Annotated in this window: 15 protein-coding genes; 9 read left to right on the top strand and 6 right to left on the bottom strand. The window is 62.0% G+C overall.

The window, feature by feature from the left end:
* Positions 1 to 34: 34 nt before the first annotated feature.
* On the bottom strand, positions 35 to 985 hold the full coding sequence (locus tag RL_RS33450) for a LysR family transcriptional regulator (RefSeq protein ID WP_011648897.1): 951 nt from the start codon (positions 983 to 985) through the stop codon (positions 35 to 37).
* A gap of 95 nt (positions 986 to 1,080) precedes the next feature.
* Here RL_RS33450 and RL_RS33445 point away from each other — a divergent pair, with 95 nt between their 5' ends.
* From RL_RS33445 to RL_RS33405, 9 genes are read left to right on the top strand one after another with little or no spacing between them, the layout of a single operon-like run.
* Complete coding sequence (locus tag RL_RS33445) at positions 1,081 to 1,944, top strand: dioxygenase (RefSeq protein ID WP_011648896.1); 864 nt, start codon at positions 1,081 to 1,083, stop codon at positions 1,942 to 1,944.
* The gene (locus RL_RS33440) at positions 1,941 to 2,999 is read left to right on the top strand and encodes a maleylacetate reductase (RefSeq protein WP_011648895.1); all 1,059 of its coding nucleotides are present in this window, start codon (positions 1,941 to 1,943) and stop codon (positions 2,997 to 2,999) included. The genes RL_RS33445 and RL_RS33440 overlap by 4 nt, the downstream gene beginning before the upstream one ends.
* Before the next feature lie 55 nt (positions 3,000 to 3,054).
* Positions 3,055 to 4,335 carry an ABC transporter substrate-binding protein gene (locus RL_RS33435; RefSeq protein WP_011648894.1) on the top strand — a complete coding sequence of 427 codons (1,281 nt, stop codon included), beginning with the start codon at positions 3,055 to 3,057 and terminating at the stop codon, positions 4,333 to 4,335.
* A 51-nt stretch (positions 4,336 to 4,386) separates the two neighbouring features.
* On the top strand, positions 4,387 to 5,106 hold the full coding sequence (locus RL_RS33430) for an ABC transporter ATP-binding protein (protein ID WP_028742544.1): 720 nt from the start codon (positions 4,387 to 4,389) through the stop codon (positions 5,104 to 5,106).
* Positions 5,106 to 5,825, top strand: a complete 720-nt coding sequence (locus RL_RS33425; RefSeq protein WP_011648892.1) for an ABC transporter ATP-binding protein — start codon at positions 5,106 to 5,108, stop codon at positions 5,823 to 5,825. Before RL_RS33430 ends, RL_RS33425 begins: the two co-directional genes overlap by 1 nt.
* On the top strand, positions 5,812 to 6,675 hold the full coding sequence (locus RL_RS33420) for a branched-chain amino acid ABC transporter permease (protein WP_011648891.1): 864 nt from the start codon (positions 5,812 to 5,814) through the stop codon (positions 6,673 to 6,675). Before RL_RS33425 ends, RL_RS33420 begins: the two co-directional genes overlap by 14 nt.
* A 9-nt stretch (positions 6,676 to 6,684) precedes the next feature.
* Positions 6,685 to 7,770 (top strand): branched-chain amino acid ABC transporter permease, encoded by a 1,086-nt coding sequence (locus RL_RS33415; protein WP_011648890.1) that lies wholly within the window; start codon positions 6,685 to 6,687, stop codon positions 7,768 to 7,770.
* On the top strand, positions 7,763 to 9,517 hold the full coding sequence (locus tag RL_RS33410) for an FAD-dependent oxidoreductase (RefSeq protein WP_011648889.1): 1,755 nt from the start codon (positions 7,763 to 7,765) through the stop codon (positions 9,515 to 9,517). The genes RL_RS33415 and RL_RS33410 overlap by 8 nt, the downstream gene beginning before the upstream one ends.
* A gap of 7 nt (positions 9,518 to 9,524) precedes the next feature.
* A complete protein-coding gene (locus RL_RS33405; RefSeq protein ID WP_011648888.1) occupies positions 9,525 to 10,409 on the top strand; it encodes an intradiol ring-cleavage dioxygenase in 885 nt (294 codons plus the stop codon).
* A gap of 386 nt (positions 10,410 to 10,795) precedes the next feature.
* Here the strand turns inward: RL_RS33405 and RL_RS33400 are convergent, their stop codons facing one another.
* Genes RL_RS33400 through RL_RS33380 form a run of 5 tightly spaced genes read right to left on the bottom strand, consistent with a single transcriptional unit; the run spans position 10,796 to position 14,705 of the window.
* Positions 10,796 to 11,953 carry a glutathionylspermidine synthase family protein gene (locus tag RL_RS33400; protein ID WP_011648887.1) on the bottom strand — a complete coding sequence of 386 codons (1,158 nt, stop codon included), beginning with the start codon at positions 11,951 to 11,953 and terminating at the stop codon, positions 10,796 to 10,798.
* 1 nt (position 11,954) lies between these two features.
* Positions 11,955 to 12,548: a DUF1190 domain-containing protein gene (locus RL_RS33395; protein WP_011648886.1), complete on the bottom strand. Its 594-nt coding sequence runs from the start codon at positions 12,546 to 12,548 to the stop codon at positions 11,955 to 11,957.
* Between the two features lie 12 nt (positions 12,549 to 12,560).
* A complete protein-coding gene (locus RL_RS33390; RefSeq protein ID WP_011648885.1) occupies positions 12,561 to 12,962 on the bottom strand; it encodes a DUF350 domain-containing protein in 402 nt (133 codons plus the stop codon).
* 34 nt (positions 12,963 to 12,996) lie between these two features.
* Positions 12,997 to 13,653: a YjfK family protein gene (locus RL_RS33385; protein WP_011648884.1), complete on the bottom strand. Its 657-nt coding sequence runs from the start codon at positions 13,651 to 13,653 to the stop codon at positions 12,997 to 12,999.
* The gene (locus RL_RS33380; protein ID WP_011648883.1) at positions 13,650 to 14,705 is read right to left on the bottom strand and encodes an ion channel; all 1,056 of its coding nucleotides are present in this window, start codon (positions 14,703 to 14,705) and stop codon (positions 13,650 to 13,652) included. The genes RL_RS33385 and RL_RS33380 overlap by 4 nt, the downstream gene beginning before the upstream one ends.
* Between the last annotated feature and the right edge of the window lie 85 nt (positions 14,706 to 14,790).

Below are 14,790 nucleotides of genomic sequence, written 5' to 3'. Positions count from 1 at the left end.
GACGCTCATGGGTCACTCGCCGGGAAACTAGCGTCTAGGCTCCCCAGACCACTGACTGCTCGTGCCGCTTGATCAGATGCTTGAGGTTATCGAAGCCTGTGCGGATGTGGCGGGCGAAGTGATCGGCGGCGGGCGTGCGGGGTGCGTCCGAACGCTTCAGCAAACCGAGCGCGCGTTCCGAATGGGGGATGGGGACGGGCAGGGCGGTGATGGACTTTTCGTTGCGCAATGCGAAGACGACGCTGTGCGGCATGATGGTCAGCGCATCAGCCGCCTTCATGTAGTGGACGACGCTCATGAGGGAGCCGCCCGAATAGCGAATCTTGACTTCGGTTGCGCCGAAAGACAGCAGCATGCTGCGCAGATCGGTGAGTAGCGGGCTGCCTGGCGGGGGCGCCACCCAAGGAAAATCGAGCAGGTGCGCCGGCTGAGGTCGCCGCTTCAACAGCAAAGGATGGGTGACCCGGCAGGCGACGACGTTGCGGCCGGGCAGGATCTGCTGAAATTCAAGGCCGGAGCCCTCGTCGAGAATATCGATCGGACAGATGGCAAGGTCGATCTGGTCGGCATTGAGCGCGGCACGGAGGTCTGGAAAATAACCATAGGTCTGGTCGATGCGCACGTCTGGATGCAGGTTCTGGAACTCGGCGATCATCCCCGCGATCAACGCATCCATGAAAAAAGGCGTACCACCGACGCGCACCACGCCGCTTCGGCCGGCCCGAAAGCTTTCGACGACATCAGAGGCCTTGCGCGATGCCGACAGCATAGTCTGACCGTGATCGGCCAGCGCTCGTCCCAATGGCGTTGGCTGCAGCGGCCGTCGCCCTTTGAGGAACAGCGGTTCGCCGATGCGAGCCTCGAGCATCGAGAGCGTGCGCGAAACAGCCGGCTGCGATAGGCCGAGCAGGGCCGCTCCCTCGGTGACCCCGCCGGTTTTGACGACTGCCGCAAGCTGGATAAGGTGACGTTCGTCTATCTTCATAACGATATGATATATTAATCGCGAATAAAATCATTACCGGCATATAGCGATTGGACTAAATTTGTCTCCACCAGCCATTGCCTTGGAGGAGACGCATGACGCCGGGTCCGATGGCGCTGAATTTCAGCGAGGCCACCTCGCATGACATGTTCGCGCAACGACTACCGCCATCAAGGGACAACAGCCTGCCGCAGGTTCTCGCGGCAGCGGTGACGCATCTTCATACGCTGATCCGCGAAGTGCGGCCCACCCAGGCGGAATGGCGCCAGGTCATCGAATTCTTGACCGATGTCGGCCATGCCAGCGACGAGCGGCGCCAGGAGTGGGTGCTGCTGTCGGATCTGCTCGGCGCTTCGGCTCTGGTCGAAGAAATCAATTCGCGCCGTCCGAAGACGGCCACCCCCAACACCGTGCGCGGACCCTTCTTCCGCGCCGACGTTCCGCAACTGGCGCTCGGCAGCAATATCTCGCTCGACGGGATCGGCGAGACGCTTGATGTTTCCGGCCGCGCGCAGGATCTCGATGGCGATCCCATCGCAAATGCCGAGATCATCACCTGGCAGGCCAATGCTCAAGGATTTTACGAAAACCAGCAGCCGGATCTGCAGCCGGAATTCAACCTGCGCGGCGGCTTCCGCACGGATTCGGATGGACGTTTCCACTATCGGACCATCAAGCCATGCGGCTATGGCGTGCCGGACGATGGGCCGGTGGGAAAACTTCTGCGGCAGGCGGGCTATCCGCTGCGCCGCCCCGCGCATCTTCATTTCATGATCAAGGCCCCGGGCTTCGAGACGATCACCACGCATATCTATGACGGCAGCGATCCGCATCTGGCCGAAGACGCGATCTTCGCCGTCAAGCCGGAGCTGGTGCGAACCTTCGAGCCGCGGGGCAAGGGGTGGCTGTTGGATCTGACCTTCGTCATGGTCCGCGCCAGGCAGGGAGCCGAGATATGAGCCGCGATTTCATCTATAGCGGCAGCCCCGCCCATATCGTCTTCGGCGAAGGCAAGAGCGCTGCCGCCGGCGAGTGGGTGGAAAAGCTCGGATGCGCTAATGCGCTCGTCCTCTCGACGCCGCAACAGAAGGCCGATGCCGAAGCGCTGGCAGCGCAACTGGGCTCTCTCGCTGTCGGCGTCTTTGCCGGCGCCGTCATGCACACTCCGGTCGATGTCACCGAAGAGGCGAGGGAGGTCGTTCTCCGAACGCAGGCCGACTGCGTCGTTTCGCTCGGCGGCGGCTCGACCACCGGGCTTGGCAAGGCAATCGCCTATCGCACGGATCTGCCGCAGATCGTCATTCCGACGACCTATGCCGGATCGGAAGTGACGCCTATCCTCGGCCAGACCGAGGGTGGGCGCAAGACGACCGTGCGCCATGCGAGCATCCTGCCTGAGGTGGTGATCTACGACCCGGCGCTGACGCTCGGCCTGCCGGTCGGCATGAGCGTCACCTCAGGGCTGAATGCCATGGCCCATGCGGTCGAGGCGCTCTATGCTCGGGATCGCAACCCGATTTCGACACTGATGGCGGCCGAGGGGCTGCGGGCCTTCAAGACCAGTCTGCCTGACATCGTCGCGATGCCCCGGGCTGCCGATGTCCGTGCCGATGCGCTCTACGGCGCCTGGCTCTGCGGCACCGTGCTCGGCACGGTCGGCATGGCCCTGCACCACAAGATCTGCCACACGCTGGGCGGCACCTTCGATACGCCGCATGCCGATACGCATGCGATCATGCTGCCGCACACCGCCGCCTACAATGCCGCAGCCGTGCCGGAACTTCTGGCGCCGGTCGCCGATATCTTCGGCGGTTCGGTCGGCGGCGGGCTTTGGGATTTCGCGAGACAAATCGGTTCACCGCTGGCGCTGAAGGATCTCGGCCTCAGCGAAGCCGATCTCGATCGCGCAGCCGAGATCGCCACCGAAAATCCCTACTGGAATCCAAGGCCGATCGACCGGCAATCCATTCGCGCCCTGCTGCAGGATGCCTGGGAGGGCACGCGGCCGGCATAGGTTGACGACAGACATCACGCTCTCTGGGAGGAGAGAAAAAATGGGAGGAGGAAACATGTTTACCAGACGCGATTTTCTGAAGACGACGGCCGCCACCGGTGCATTGGCGGTGACCTCAGGGCTCGCCGCCCCTGCGATTGCGCAGGATGCCGCGATCAAGCTTGGTTATGTCAGCCCGCAGACGGGGCCGCTTGCCGCCTTCGGTGAGGCCGATAAATTCGTCATCGACAGTTTTCTGGCGACCACCAAGTCGATGGGTCTCAACTATGAGGTCGTCGTCAAGGACAGCCAGTCCAATCCAAACCGGGCGGCAGAGGTCGCCAAGGAACTGATCGTCACCGACGAGGTAAACCTGATCCTCGTCGCCTCGACGCCGGAGACCACCAATCCGGTGGCGACCACCTGCGAGGCTGAGGAAATGCCTTGCATTTCGACGGTCGCGCCCTGGCAGCCATGGTTCATCGGCCAGCAGGGCAATCCCGGCGACCCCGGCTCATGGAAACCGTTCAACTTCGCCTATCACTTCTTCTGGGGTCTCGAAGACGTCATCGCGGTCTTCACCAATATGTGGGCGCAGATCGAGACCAATAAGAAGGTCGGCGGCCTGTTCCCCAACGATGGCGACGGCAATGCCTGGGGCGACAAGGTCGTCGGCTTCCCGCCGGTGCTGGAAAGGATGGGCTACGGCCTGATCGACCCCGGCCGCTACCAGAACATGACGGATGATTTCTCGGCGCAGATCAACGCCTTCAAATCAGGCCAGTGCGAAATCATCACCGGCGTGGTGATCCCGCCTGACTTCACCACCTTCTGGAACCAGGCCAAGCAGCAGGGTTTTGCCCCGAAGATCGCCTCGATCGGCAAGGCGCTGCTCTTCCCGCAGACGGTGGAGGCGCTCGGCAATGCCGGGCACAATCTGTCGTCGGAAGTCTGGTGGACGCCGAGCCATCCGTTCAAGTCGTCCTTGACCGGGGAAAGTACAGCACAGGTGGCAGACGCCTTCACCAAGGCGACCAACAGGCCCTGGACGCAGCCGATCGGCTTTGCCCATGCGCTGTTCGAACTGGCGGTGGATGCGATGAAGCGGGCCGGAGACCCCACGGACGGGGATGCCGTCGCAGAGGCGATTGCCGCCACCAAGCTCGATACGCTGGTCGGTCCGATCGCCTGGGACGGCAAGGGCCTGCCGCCGTTTGCCGCCAAGAACATCGCCAAGACGCCGCTCGTCGGCGGCCAGTGGCGGTTGAAGGACGGCGGCGGCTACGATCTCGTCATCACCGACAACAAGACGGCGCCGAACATTCCGGTCGGCGGCAAAATGGAAGCGATCGCCTGATTTTTGGCGCGGGGCCTGCTAGGGGCCCCGCCTATTCTGGGAGGAATGGGTTTGGCAATTCTCGAACTCGATGGGGTCTCGAAGAAATTCGGCGCATTGACGGTCGCCGAGCAGATTTCCTTTGCCGTCGGCGAAGGAGAGGCGCTGGGCATTATCGGGCCGAACGGCGCCGGCAAGTCGACGCTCTTCAATCTGATCACCGGTAATATCCCTGCCGATAGCGGCAGCATCCGCTTTCTCGGCAGCGATGTGACCCGCACGCCGCCGATGGCGCGCTGCCTGTCGGGCATGGGCCGCACCTTCCAGATCCCGCAGCCGTTCGAGAAGCTGACGGTCTTCGAAAACCTCCTGGTCGCCGGCGCCTTCGGATCGCGGCGGCGCGAGGCCGAGGTGTCGGACCGCTGCGCCGAAATCCTGGTGGACACTGGGCTGATCGATCAGGCGAATGTGCTGGCCGGAAGCCTGTCGCTGCTGCAGCGCAAGCGGCTGGAACTGGCCCGGGCGCTGGCGACGGAACCGAAGCTGCTGCTGCTCGATGAAATCGCCGGCGGACTGACCGAGGGCGAGTGCCGGTCGCTGGTGGCCACCATCCGCGCCATTCATGCGCGCGGCGTTGCCGTCATCTGGATCGAGCACGTGCTGCATGCGCTGAATTCCGTCGTCGAGCGGCTGCTGGTGCTGCATTTCGGCAAAGTCATCGGCATCGGCAAGCCGGAGGACATTATGGCGTCGCGCGATGTGCGTGAAATCTATCTGGGGATCGAGATCTGATGGCGCTGCTCGAAACCAGAGGCTTGACCGCTTCCTACGGCGACTTCCAGGCGCTATTCGGCGTCGATATCATGGTCGGCTCCGGCGAGACCATCGCCATCATCGGCGCCAATGGGGCCGGCAAGACGACGCTAATGCGCTCGATCTCCGGCGTGCTCGCCAATGCGCCGGCATCGATCCTTTACCGCGACGAGCCGATCGGGGCGCTGCCGGCGCCGGACATTCTGGCGCGCGGCATTGCCATGGTGCCGGAAGGGCGAAAACTCTTTCCGTCGCTGAATGTCGAGGAAAACCTGCTGGTCGGCAATTATGGCCGCAAGATCGATGGCCCGTGGACGCTCGAAAGCATCTTCGCGCTGTTCCCGATCCTGAAGGAGCGGCGCAACAACCCGGCCACAGCACTTTCCGGCGGGCAGCAGCAGATGGTGGCGATCGGCCGCGGGCTGATGTCCAATCCTGCGCTACTGCTCTGCGACGAGATCAGCCTTGGCCTTGCGCCTGTCGTGGTCCGCGATATCTACGGCGCCTTCCCGCTCATCCGCGAGACCGGCGCTTCGATCGTCATCGTCGAGCAGGATATTGCTCAGGCGCTGAAGGTGGCCGACCGCGTCTACTGCATGATGGAGGGGCGAGTGACGCTGTCGGGCCGCACTGCCGATCTTAGCCGCGCCGACATCCACAAGGCCTATTTCGGGACCGATCATCATGAACTGGCTTGATACCATTCTCCAGGGCGTGCTGCTCGGCGGGCTCTATGCGCTGTTTGCGGCGGGCTTGAGCCTCGTCTTCGGCATCATGCGGCTGGTCAACCTCGCCCATGGCGACCTGATCGTGCTTGCCGCCTTCTTGATTCTGATCCTGGTGACAACACTCGGGCTTGACCCGTTCGTTGCCGCCCTGATCGCGATGCCGTTGATGTTCGCCATCGGCTGGGGCCTGCAATATTTCCTGCTCAACCGCACTCTCGGCAAGGATATCCTGCCGCCGCTGCTTGTCACCTTCGGCTTGTCGATCGTCATCCAGAACGGCCTGCTCGAAGGATTTTCGGCCGATAGCCGCCGTGTTTTTGCCGGCAGTCTCGAGAGCGCCTCCGTCAATCTAGGTCCTGTCACCGCCGGCATCATGCCGCTGATGACCTTCTTTTCCGCCGTCGCCGTCATCGTCTGTCTCAACCAGCTCATCTACCGCACCTCCGTCGGCCGCGCCTTCCGGGCAACCTCGGACGATCCGGTGACGGCAGGGCTGATGGGCATTCGGCCGCAGCGCATCTTCGCGATGGCAACGGGGCTCGCCATGGTCGTGGTGACGATCGCTGCCCTCTATCTCGGGACACGCGCCAATTTCGATCCGACGTCAGGGCCAGCGCGACTGATCTACGCCTTCGAAGCGGTGATCATCGGCGGCCTCGGCTCGCTCTGGGGCACGCTCGCCGGCGGCATCATCCTCGGCGTTGCCCAGACTGTGGGTGCCGCGATCAATCCGGAATGGCAGATCCTTGCCGGCCACCTGGCATTCCTCGCCGTTCTCCTGTTCAAGCCGCGCGGCCTTTTCCCGCGCGCGGTGGATTGAGGTGCATCGATGACCATGGCCATTCCATCCTTCACCGTCGAGACGCGTACCAGGGCATCGACATTGTCGGCTGTCGCGGTCGTTGCCCTTCTGCTGCTTGCCTTCGCTGCACCCTTCATCGTCGCGCGCGGCGTCATCCAGGACCTTTTCTTCATCCTCACCATGCTGGTGCTGGCACAGAACTGGAACCTGCTTGCCGGTTATGCCGGGCTGATCTCGGTCGGCCAGCAGGTTTTCGTCGGCTTTGGAGCCTATACGATGTTCGGCTGCGTCATCCTGTTCGGCGTCGATCCTGTCGTGGCCATCCTGATTGCCGGCGTATTTTCCGTCGCCCTTGCCATTCCCACAGCCTTCTTCACCTTCCGCCTCTACGGTCCCTATTTCGCCATCGGCACCTGGGTTGTGGCCGAAGTCGTGCGGTTGCTGCTGGCCCAGTGGAAGGCGCTCGGCGGCGGCACCGGCACCTCGTTGCCGCGGGAGGCGACCCGCGACATGATGGGCGTCGGCGCGATGCGCGACCTCTTCGGCATGAAGGCTTCCGAGGCGGGCGACGCGCTGACTTACTGGCTGGCGCTGATCCTCGCCGTCGCCACAATCGGCTTCATCTATGGTCTTCTGCGCAGCAAGCAGGGTCTCGGCCTTGCCGCCGTTCGTGACAACGAGCAGGCAGCCCGCGCCCTCGGCGTCGATGCGCGGCGGATGAAGACGCTGGTCTATCTCGCCACCGCCTTCATGACAGGCATCGCCGGGGCGCTGATCTACGTGCAGAAGGCGCGCATCTCGCCGGACGCCGCCTTCTCGGTCACCGACTGGACGGCCTATGTCATCTTCATCGTCGTGATCGGCGGCATCGGCACGATCGAGGGACCGATCCTCGGCGTCATCATCTTCTTTCTCTTACAGAACCTCCTGGCCGATTACGGCTCCTGGTATCTGCTGATGCTCGGTCTTCTCGGCATCGCCATCATGCTTCTCGCGCCGCGCGGCCTCTGGGGATTGTTCTCCGAGCGCACCGGCATCCAGCTTTTCCCGGTTCGCCGCGTCCTGAAGGGCGGGCCGCTCAATCTCACGCATAGGGGAGGGACTCATGGCTGACATTACCACCGACGTACTCATCATCGGCACCGGCCCAGCAGGCTCTGCCACCGCTGCTCTGCTCTCGTCCTACGGGGTCGAGAACCTAGTGATCAACCGCTACCGCTGGCTCGCCAGCACGCCGCGCGCCCACATCACCAACCAGCGTACCATGGAAGTGCTGCGCGATCTCGGCCGCGACGTGGAGGACGAGGCCTATATGTTTGCGGCCGAGCAGGACCTGATGGGTGAGAACGTGTTTTGCACCTCGCTCACCGGCGAAGAGATCGGCCGGATGAAGAGCTGGGGCAAACATCCGCTGTCGCGCGCCGAGCACCAGTTGTCGTCGCCGACCCATATGAACGACCTGCCGCAGACCTTCATGGAGCCGCTGCTCTTCAAGACGGCTTGTTCGCGCGGCAGCCAATCGCGCATGTCGACGGAATATCTGAGCCATGCGCAGGACGAAGACGGGGTCACGACGACCTGTCTCGACCGGCTGACCGGCAAGGAATTTACCGTCCGCTCGAAATATCTGGTCGGCGCCGATGGCGGCAATTCCAAGGTTGCGGAACATGCGGGCCTCACCTTCGAAGGCAAGATGGGCGTTGCCGGCTCGATGAACATTCTGTTCAAAGCCGATCTGTCGCGGCTGGTCGCCCATCGTCCATCGGTGCTTTACTGGGTGCTGCAGCCGGGTGCCGATGTCGGCGGCATCGGCATGGGGCTGGTGCGCATGGTCAGGCCTTGGAACGAATGGCTGATCGTGTGGGGTTACGACATCAACCAGCCGGCGCCTGAGGTGGACGAAGCGCATGCGAAGAAGGTCGTGCGCGACCTGGTCGGCGATCCCGATCTCGAGATGACCATCAAGTCGGTCTCGACCTGGACCGTCAACAATATGTACGCTACGTCAATGTCGAATGGCCGCGTCTTCTGCATGGGCGACGCCACCCACCGCCATCCGCCGTCGAACGGCCTCGGCTCCAACACCTCGATTCAGGACGCTTTCAATCTCGCCTGGAAGCTCGCCTTCGTCCTGAAGGGGGCCGCAGGCCCGAAACTTCTCGACAGCTATCAGGCCGAGCGCGCGCCCGTTGCCAAGCAGATCGTTAGACGCGCCAACAAGTCGATCGAGGAGTTCGGGCCGATCTTCAAGGCGCTGGGGCTGCTCGATTCCATCGACCCGGTGAAGATGCAGCAGAACATGGACGCCCGCTGCAACAACACGGCTGCTGCCGAGGAGCAACGGGCCGCAATCCGCAAGGCGATCGCCGATAAGGTCTACGAGTTCGATTGCCACGGGGTCGAGATGAACCAGCGCTACCACTCCAGTGCTGCGATATCAGATGGACAGGCCGAGCCCGCCTTTACCAAGGACCCGGAACTGCATTGCCAACAGACGAGCTGGCCCGGCGCGCGGCTGCCGCATGCCTGGCTCTTCTCTGCGACCGGCGAGAAGGTTTCGACGCTCGACCTCACCGGCCACGGCAAATTGACCGTGCTGACCGGCATCGGCGGGCAGGGCTGGGTCGAGGCGGCCCGCAGTCTCGGCAACAAATTCGGCATTGAGATCGTTGCCCAGGTCATCGGGCCCCGCCAGCCGTGGCAGGATTTTACCGGCGACTGGGCCAATATCCGCGAAATACGCGACAGCGGCATCCTGCTGGTTCGTCCCGACCACCACGTCGCCTGGCGGCGCGAGGCGATGGTCGACGATCCGACGACTGAACTGCGCCGCGCGCTGACAGCAATTCTTGGAAAGTGAGGCCGTGATGGACGCGCATGAGAAAGGCTTCTTCACCGAAGAGATCTCCGTCGAGGTCGTCACCGGCCGCAACAAGAATGCCAAGGACGAGCGGCTGAAGCAGATCATGGAAGTGATTACCCGCAAGCTGCATGAGGCGGTGAAGGAGATCGAACCGACCCAGGACGAATGGATGCAGGCGATCCTGTTTCTGACGCGCACCGGCCAGATGTGCAACGAATGGCGGCAGGAGTTCATCCTGCTGTCGGACGTTCTCGGCGTCTCGATGCTGGTGGATGCGATCAACAACCGCAAGCCGTCGGGCGCATCCGAAAGCACGGTGCTCGGTCCCTTCCATGTCGAGGGTGCGCCGGAACTGGCGATGGGCGCCAATATCTGCCTCGATGCCAAGGGCGAGGACATGGTGATCGGCGGGCGGATCCTCGATACGGCGGGGCAACCCATCAAGGATGCGGTTATCGACGTCTGGCAGGCCAATGACGAGGGCTTCTACGACGTGCAGCAGCAGGGGATCCAACCAGACTTCAACCTTCGCGGCGTTTTCCGCACCGGTGCCGACGGCCGCTATTGGTTTCGAGCGGTCAAGCCCAAGTATTACCCGATCCCGGACGACGGACCCGTTGGCAAGCTGCTCGGCGCGCTCGGTCGCCATCCCTACCGGCCCGCCCACCTGCACTATATCATCAAGGCCCACGGCTTCGAGACGCTCACGACACACATCTTCGATCCGGACGACCCGTACATCCAATCTGACGCCGTCTTCGGCGTGAAGGAGAGCTTGCTTGCCAAGTTCCAGCACGTTGAGGATTCGGTACGCGCTAACGAGCTCAGTTTCTCTGGCAAGTTCTGGCAGATAGAGCACGATTTCGTGCTGGCTCGGCCCGAGGAGTAGCATGCTCGCCAGCCGGCGTTCTAACGAAGAAGGCCGTTATAGCCGATGCAATGGAGATGATCGCGCCACAAAGGAACGCGGCTCGAATTCCGTCAGTCATAGCCGCAGCGGCATCGGCGCCAGCCAACGCGGCATTTGAGCCGGTCTTTGCTGCGGCAAGCGCCCAAACAATATGCAAGCCGATATACCCATACATAGTTCCATAACGTTGATTACGCCACTTTCACATGTAGCCGGGTGGGTTCAAGGATGAAGTGCGACCTGTGAAAGATGCCAATGGGTGTCGCTTGCAAGGCAAGCGCAATGAGACACACCTATTCCCATATCGACCTGGGTGAACGCCGCAAGAGACGAAGATCGCTGCGGCTGAAGCGATATATCTCCTCTTATCCGACTATGACGTGCGGCACGAAACGCGATAGATTGGCGGTTATGCGCGAGCGGTCCTCGCGGACCGCAAGACCGCAGGCGCGATCACCGACGATCCAGCTGCCGAGCACGGCGAAGCCGCCATCGCTTTCGAAAAGCGGGGCATAGGCCTGGACGATAAAACCTTCGTCGCCATAATCGCCGGGGGCGGAAATCAATTCCCGGCCATCTCGGAATATCGTGACGTTCTCGCCTTCCCGCGACAGCAGTGGTTTGCGTACATAATCGCTCAAAGTCGAGGCCGCCGGGTCGTCGGCGAAATAGCTAGCCAGCAGGTTGGGATGATTGGGGTGCCGCTGCCAGAGCAGAGGCAAAAGCCCTTTGTTGGAAAGCACGGCCTTCCAGGCGGGCTCGACGAAAACATCGCCCGAGCGCACGAGGTCGCGGGCGAACGGCTCGCGCAGCATGAATTCCCACGGATACAGCTTGAAGCAGCGGTCGATCACCCGATCCTTGAGATCGGTGTAACGGCCCTGTGCATCGATGCCGATCTCGCGGATATCCAGAAGCTCGACACGATGGCCGGCCTGCACTGCACAGTCCATCAGATAGACCGTCGTGCCGCGATCCTCCTCATTGTCGGTCATCGCCGCGAAGTGGAAGATCGGCTCCTTGGAAAATTGCTCGAACGCCTCGACGAGGCTTTCCTGCAAGGAATTGTACTGGTCCGCATCCTTGGGCAGGATACCCAAAGCCACCTGGTCGGTCAGCCAGTTGAACTGGAAATAGGCTGTCTCGAACACCGAAGTGGGAGTATCGGCGTTATATTCGAGCAACTTGGCCGGGCCAGTCCCGTCGTAAGCAAGATCGAACCGGCCGTAGAGGTGCCGGTCGCGACGCTGCCAGGAGCGCTGCACCACATCGCGCAGATCCTCCGGAATGGCCAGCCTGTCGAGCGACTCTTCGCTTCTGACGATATCACCGACCATATCCATGCACATGTCGTGCAGTTCCTGGCTCGGCTCTTCAATCCGTGTCTCGATCTCATCGAGCGTGAATGTATAGGCGGCATCGTCGAGCCAGTAGGGTTCGCCATACATGACGTGAAACCCGAAGCCGACGGCGCGCGCCTTGTCACGCCAATCGGGACGCGCCGGAAGTGTGATGCGCTTCATGTCAGCCGCCGAAACTGAACGACGAACGACCCCCGAAGCCTTGACGGGCAACGGTGCGAGTGTTGACGTTGACCGGCTTGACAGTCTGACGCGAGGGCGCGATCGCGGTGTCGTTGCCGCCCGAGCGAACAGTCGTTGTCACCGTTTGTCCCGAGCGATTGCGATAAATCGGTGTCGAGCCGTAGGAGCCACTCTCCTCCTGGCGCCGGCGATAATTGTAATAGTCGCCGATGTTGTTCAGTGCGGAAGACAGCACGTAGCCTGTCAGGAACGGCACGAAAAAGCTGCCGCCTCCGCCGGTATTGTTGGGGACGGCACTGGCCGGCTGTTCAGCGCATTGACCCGAGCCGTATTCGGCCTCGCAGGCGGCCATGCCGTTGAAACGCGGCGCGGCGGCGAGATGGGCCCGCATGGCATCCTGATAGCCGGCTTGGCAGACCTGCCGGTCCATGCCGGAAGTCACGCATTGGTCGACGGAGGTGAACATTGCCTCCGAGGGAGTCTGATCGCCGCAACCGGACAGCGCCAGGGTCGAGGCAGCGATCGTGCCGAGGGCCAGGAAAGGTCGTTTGTGCCCGCTCTTACGTCTGCGCATCGTTCCCTCCCCTCAATAGGTCATGCAGGCGGCGTTGAGAATACCGATGACCAGCGCGATGCCGCCGCCCCATAAGCCCGCGGCGATATCGCCGGCAGTGATCTTTTCATGCAGATCCGTCATGGTGAAATTCGCAATATAGTAAGCGAGGATCTGGGCCAGAATGCCGACCACCGCCCATATGATGTAGTCGACGATGCTGACCGAATTGGCTGCGGCCGAAGCCAGAGGCAGGCTGAAACCGACAAGCGCGCCCAAGAATGCCGTGACGGCGGCAAGATTGCCTGCGCGAATGAGTTGGACTTCCTTCTGCGGCGTCAGGAATGTGTAGATCACCGCGAAAACGCCATAGGCGGCAAGACCGACGGCGAAATAGCCGAGGAAGGCAGGCAGGCCCGCCACGTAGTCGAGCATTGAAAAAGTCCTCCGTTGAAATTGATAGGATCCATCAGACGCGGCGAACATCGGCCGGAGCGAGTCCGTAGCCGATCAGAAATTCCACCGAGCTGCCTGCCTGGCTCTGTCCGAGATCGAGGTCGCGCTCGACATTGATCAAAAGCATTTCGCGCGTCGAGCCAAGCGGGCGATAATACAGCATGCAGGTCTGGTGAATGGAGCGCTGCGCCTCACCGTCGTCGACCTTCTCGACAAACTCCGCCAATGGGGTGCGCTCGGGGCCTTCGCCCCAGAAGCGGCTATAGAGGATGCCATCGGCATCGTAGCTTGGCTGACCGATCAGGCCGTCCGGCCCGGTCCAGCGGTTCCATTCGCCCTGCCCGGCAGGCACGACGCTGTCCCAGGGCTGATAAAAGCTGATGTCGTCGACATCACCCGGCTGGCCCGACGTCGACATCACCTGAATCATCCGATGGTCTTCATCGTAATAGCGCGACAGAACCGTCGCGGCATCGAGCGAAACCTCACCGTAGGCGGCAATGATGAACGGGCCGCTCCGTGGCAGCGGCATGGCCGGCTGGCCGGCCAAAGCATCGGCTTCGAGGGAGAGGAAATCGATCTCCAACGCCCCGCCGATGGCGGCGCTCAACGGGCCATGTTCTTTGGGTAAAGGCCTTTCGTTCTTGTCTCTGCCGAACCAGCCGATCATGATACGTCTCCCATTCGAGCCCAAGCGATGGCAGCGGGATCTAGCCGCATTCCGCTGATGTAGTAAAGAGTCTCGCCGCCCCGAAGCGGCGCCTCGTCTCCGCAATTGAGGTCGGTCACGCCCTGGCTCAGCATGCCCACCAGCGTCACATTGTGCTGACGCTTGAGGCTTAAAAACACGTCTCCATAGAGCAGCGGCGTTTGCAGAGGCGGTACCGGCAGGGAAAAGGCCGTGTCGGTGGAGGCGGCCGACAGCAGCCGTGCGGCGATTTCCGAAGAGCCCGGATCACGGGCGGAACGCGACAGCAGCTCCTCGGCGAGCGAGCCCACAGCCTCGACGCGCGGCCGGCGTTGTTTGACCATCTGTGCCGTGCGGTCGTCGGCGAAATAGGCCACGATATGGGCATTAGGCGCATGGTCTTCGGCAATCAGCACCGCGGCCAGCGTCTCGTCGTCATTTGCGCCGCGCGCGATGATCGCGCGCGCCTTCGCCACTCCGGCCCGCACCAGAGCGTCGGCATCACCAAGCCGCTCGGTTCTGATATAGTCGGCGTAATTGCTGGCGGGATTTTCCGGCAGGTCCTTGGCAACCAGAACACTCATCGGTTCGTTGGCCTGTCGTTCGGCATGCAGCAGCCGCAGCGTCTGGTATGTCTGCCCCTCTTGCCAGCCCAGGACAATGATATGGCCGGCGCGCTCGCTGTAATCACCCAATCCACGCATGCGGTTCCTCCAGATCGTACCGATAGTTGTCAACAACTTGCCAAGAACAGCGGTGAAGATGGCAATGCCGCCGGGAAGAACGAACAGGACGGCAATTAATCGGCCAGGCCCCGATTTTGGAGAAAGATCGCCATAGCCGACAGTCGTTGCCGTCACCATGTAGTAATAAAGAAAGTCGACCGGATTGCCGACGAGATCGCCTTCGCCGGCCAACAGGAAGAGCAGGTAAGAAGCGACCAGGTGGATCACGAGGATAACAAAAAGGGCTGACCAGGCCAATTCGCTGAGCGAGAGATATACACGCCGCAGCAATGAAGCGATAAATGGCAAGCGATTCGCCCCCGTTCCCAACGCGTACCCTAGCGAAATTTATTTAGCGCACCAGATCTTTAAGTTGCAAACCGATTACCCAAAT

It is taken from the genome of Rhizobium johnstonii 3841 (assembly GCF_000009265.1).
GTDB lineage: Bacteria > Pseudomonadota > Alphaproteobacteria > Rhizobiales > Rhizobiaceae > Rhizobium > Rhizobium acaciae.
The sequence above is the reverse complement of the archived record's forward strand: the minus strand, read 5'-3'. Positions and strand labels throughout refer to the sequence as shown.

Excerpts from the sequence above, each read along its gene's own strand:
- RL_RS33450 (WP_011648897.1), bottom strand. The coding sequence starts at position 985 with ATGAAGATAGACGAACGTCACCTTATCCAGCTTGCGGCAGTCGTCAAA.
- RL_RS33440 (WP_011648895.1), top strand. The coding sequence starts at position 1,941 with ATGAGCCGCGATTTCATCTATAGCGGCAGCCCCGCCCATATCGTCTTC.
- RL_RS33415 (WP_011648890.1), top strand. The coding sequence starts at position 6,685 with ATGACCATGGCCATTCCATCCTTCACCGTCGAGACGCGTACCAGGGCA.
- RL_RS33445 (WP_011648896.1), top strand. The coding sequence starts at position 1,081 with ATGACGCCGGGTCCGATGGCGCTGAATTTCAGCGAGGCCACCTCGCAT.
- RL_RS33390 (WP_011648885.1), bottom strand. The coding sequence starts at position 12,962 with ATGCTCGACTACGTGGCGGGCCTGCCTGCCTTCCTCGGCTATTTCGCC.
- RL_RS33395 (WP_011648886.1), bottom strand. The coding sequence starts at position 12,548 with ATGCGCAGACGTAAGAGCGGGCACAAACGACCTTTCCTGGCCCTCGGC.
- RL_RS33400 (WP_011648887.1), bottom strand. The coding sequence starts at position 11,953 with ATGAAGCGCATCACACTTCCGGCGCGTCCCGATTGGCGTGACAAGGCG.
- RL_RS33435 (WP_011648894.1), top strand. The coding sequence starts at position 3,055 with ATGTTTACCAGACGCGATTTTCTGAAGACGACGGCCGCCACCGGTGCA.
- RL_RS33425 (WP_011648892.1), top strand. The coding sequence starts at position 5,106 with ATGGCGCTGCTCGAAACCAGAGGCTTGACCGCTTCCTACGGCGACTTC.
- RL_RS33405 (WP_011648888.1), top strand. The coding sequence starts at position 9,525 with ATGGACGCGCATGAGAAAGGCTTCTTCACCGAAGAGATCTCCGTCGAG.
- RL_RS33385 (WP_011648884.1), bottom strand. The coding sequence starts at position 13,653 with ATGATCGGCTGGTTCGGCAGAGACAAGAACGAAAGGCCTTTACCCAAA.
- RL_RS33420 (WP_011648891.1), top strand. The coding sequence starts at position 5,812 with ATGAACTGGCTTGATACCATTCTCCAGGGCGTGCTGCTCGGCGGGCTC.
- RL_RS33410 (WP_011648889.1), top strand. The coding sequence starts at position 7,763 with ATGGCTGACATTACCACCGACGTACTCATCATCGGCACCGGCCCAGCA.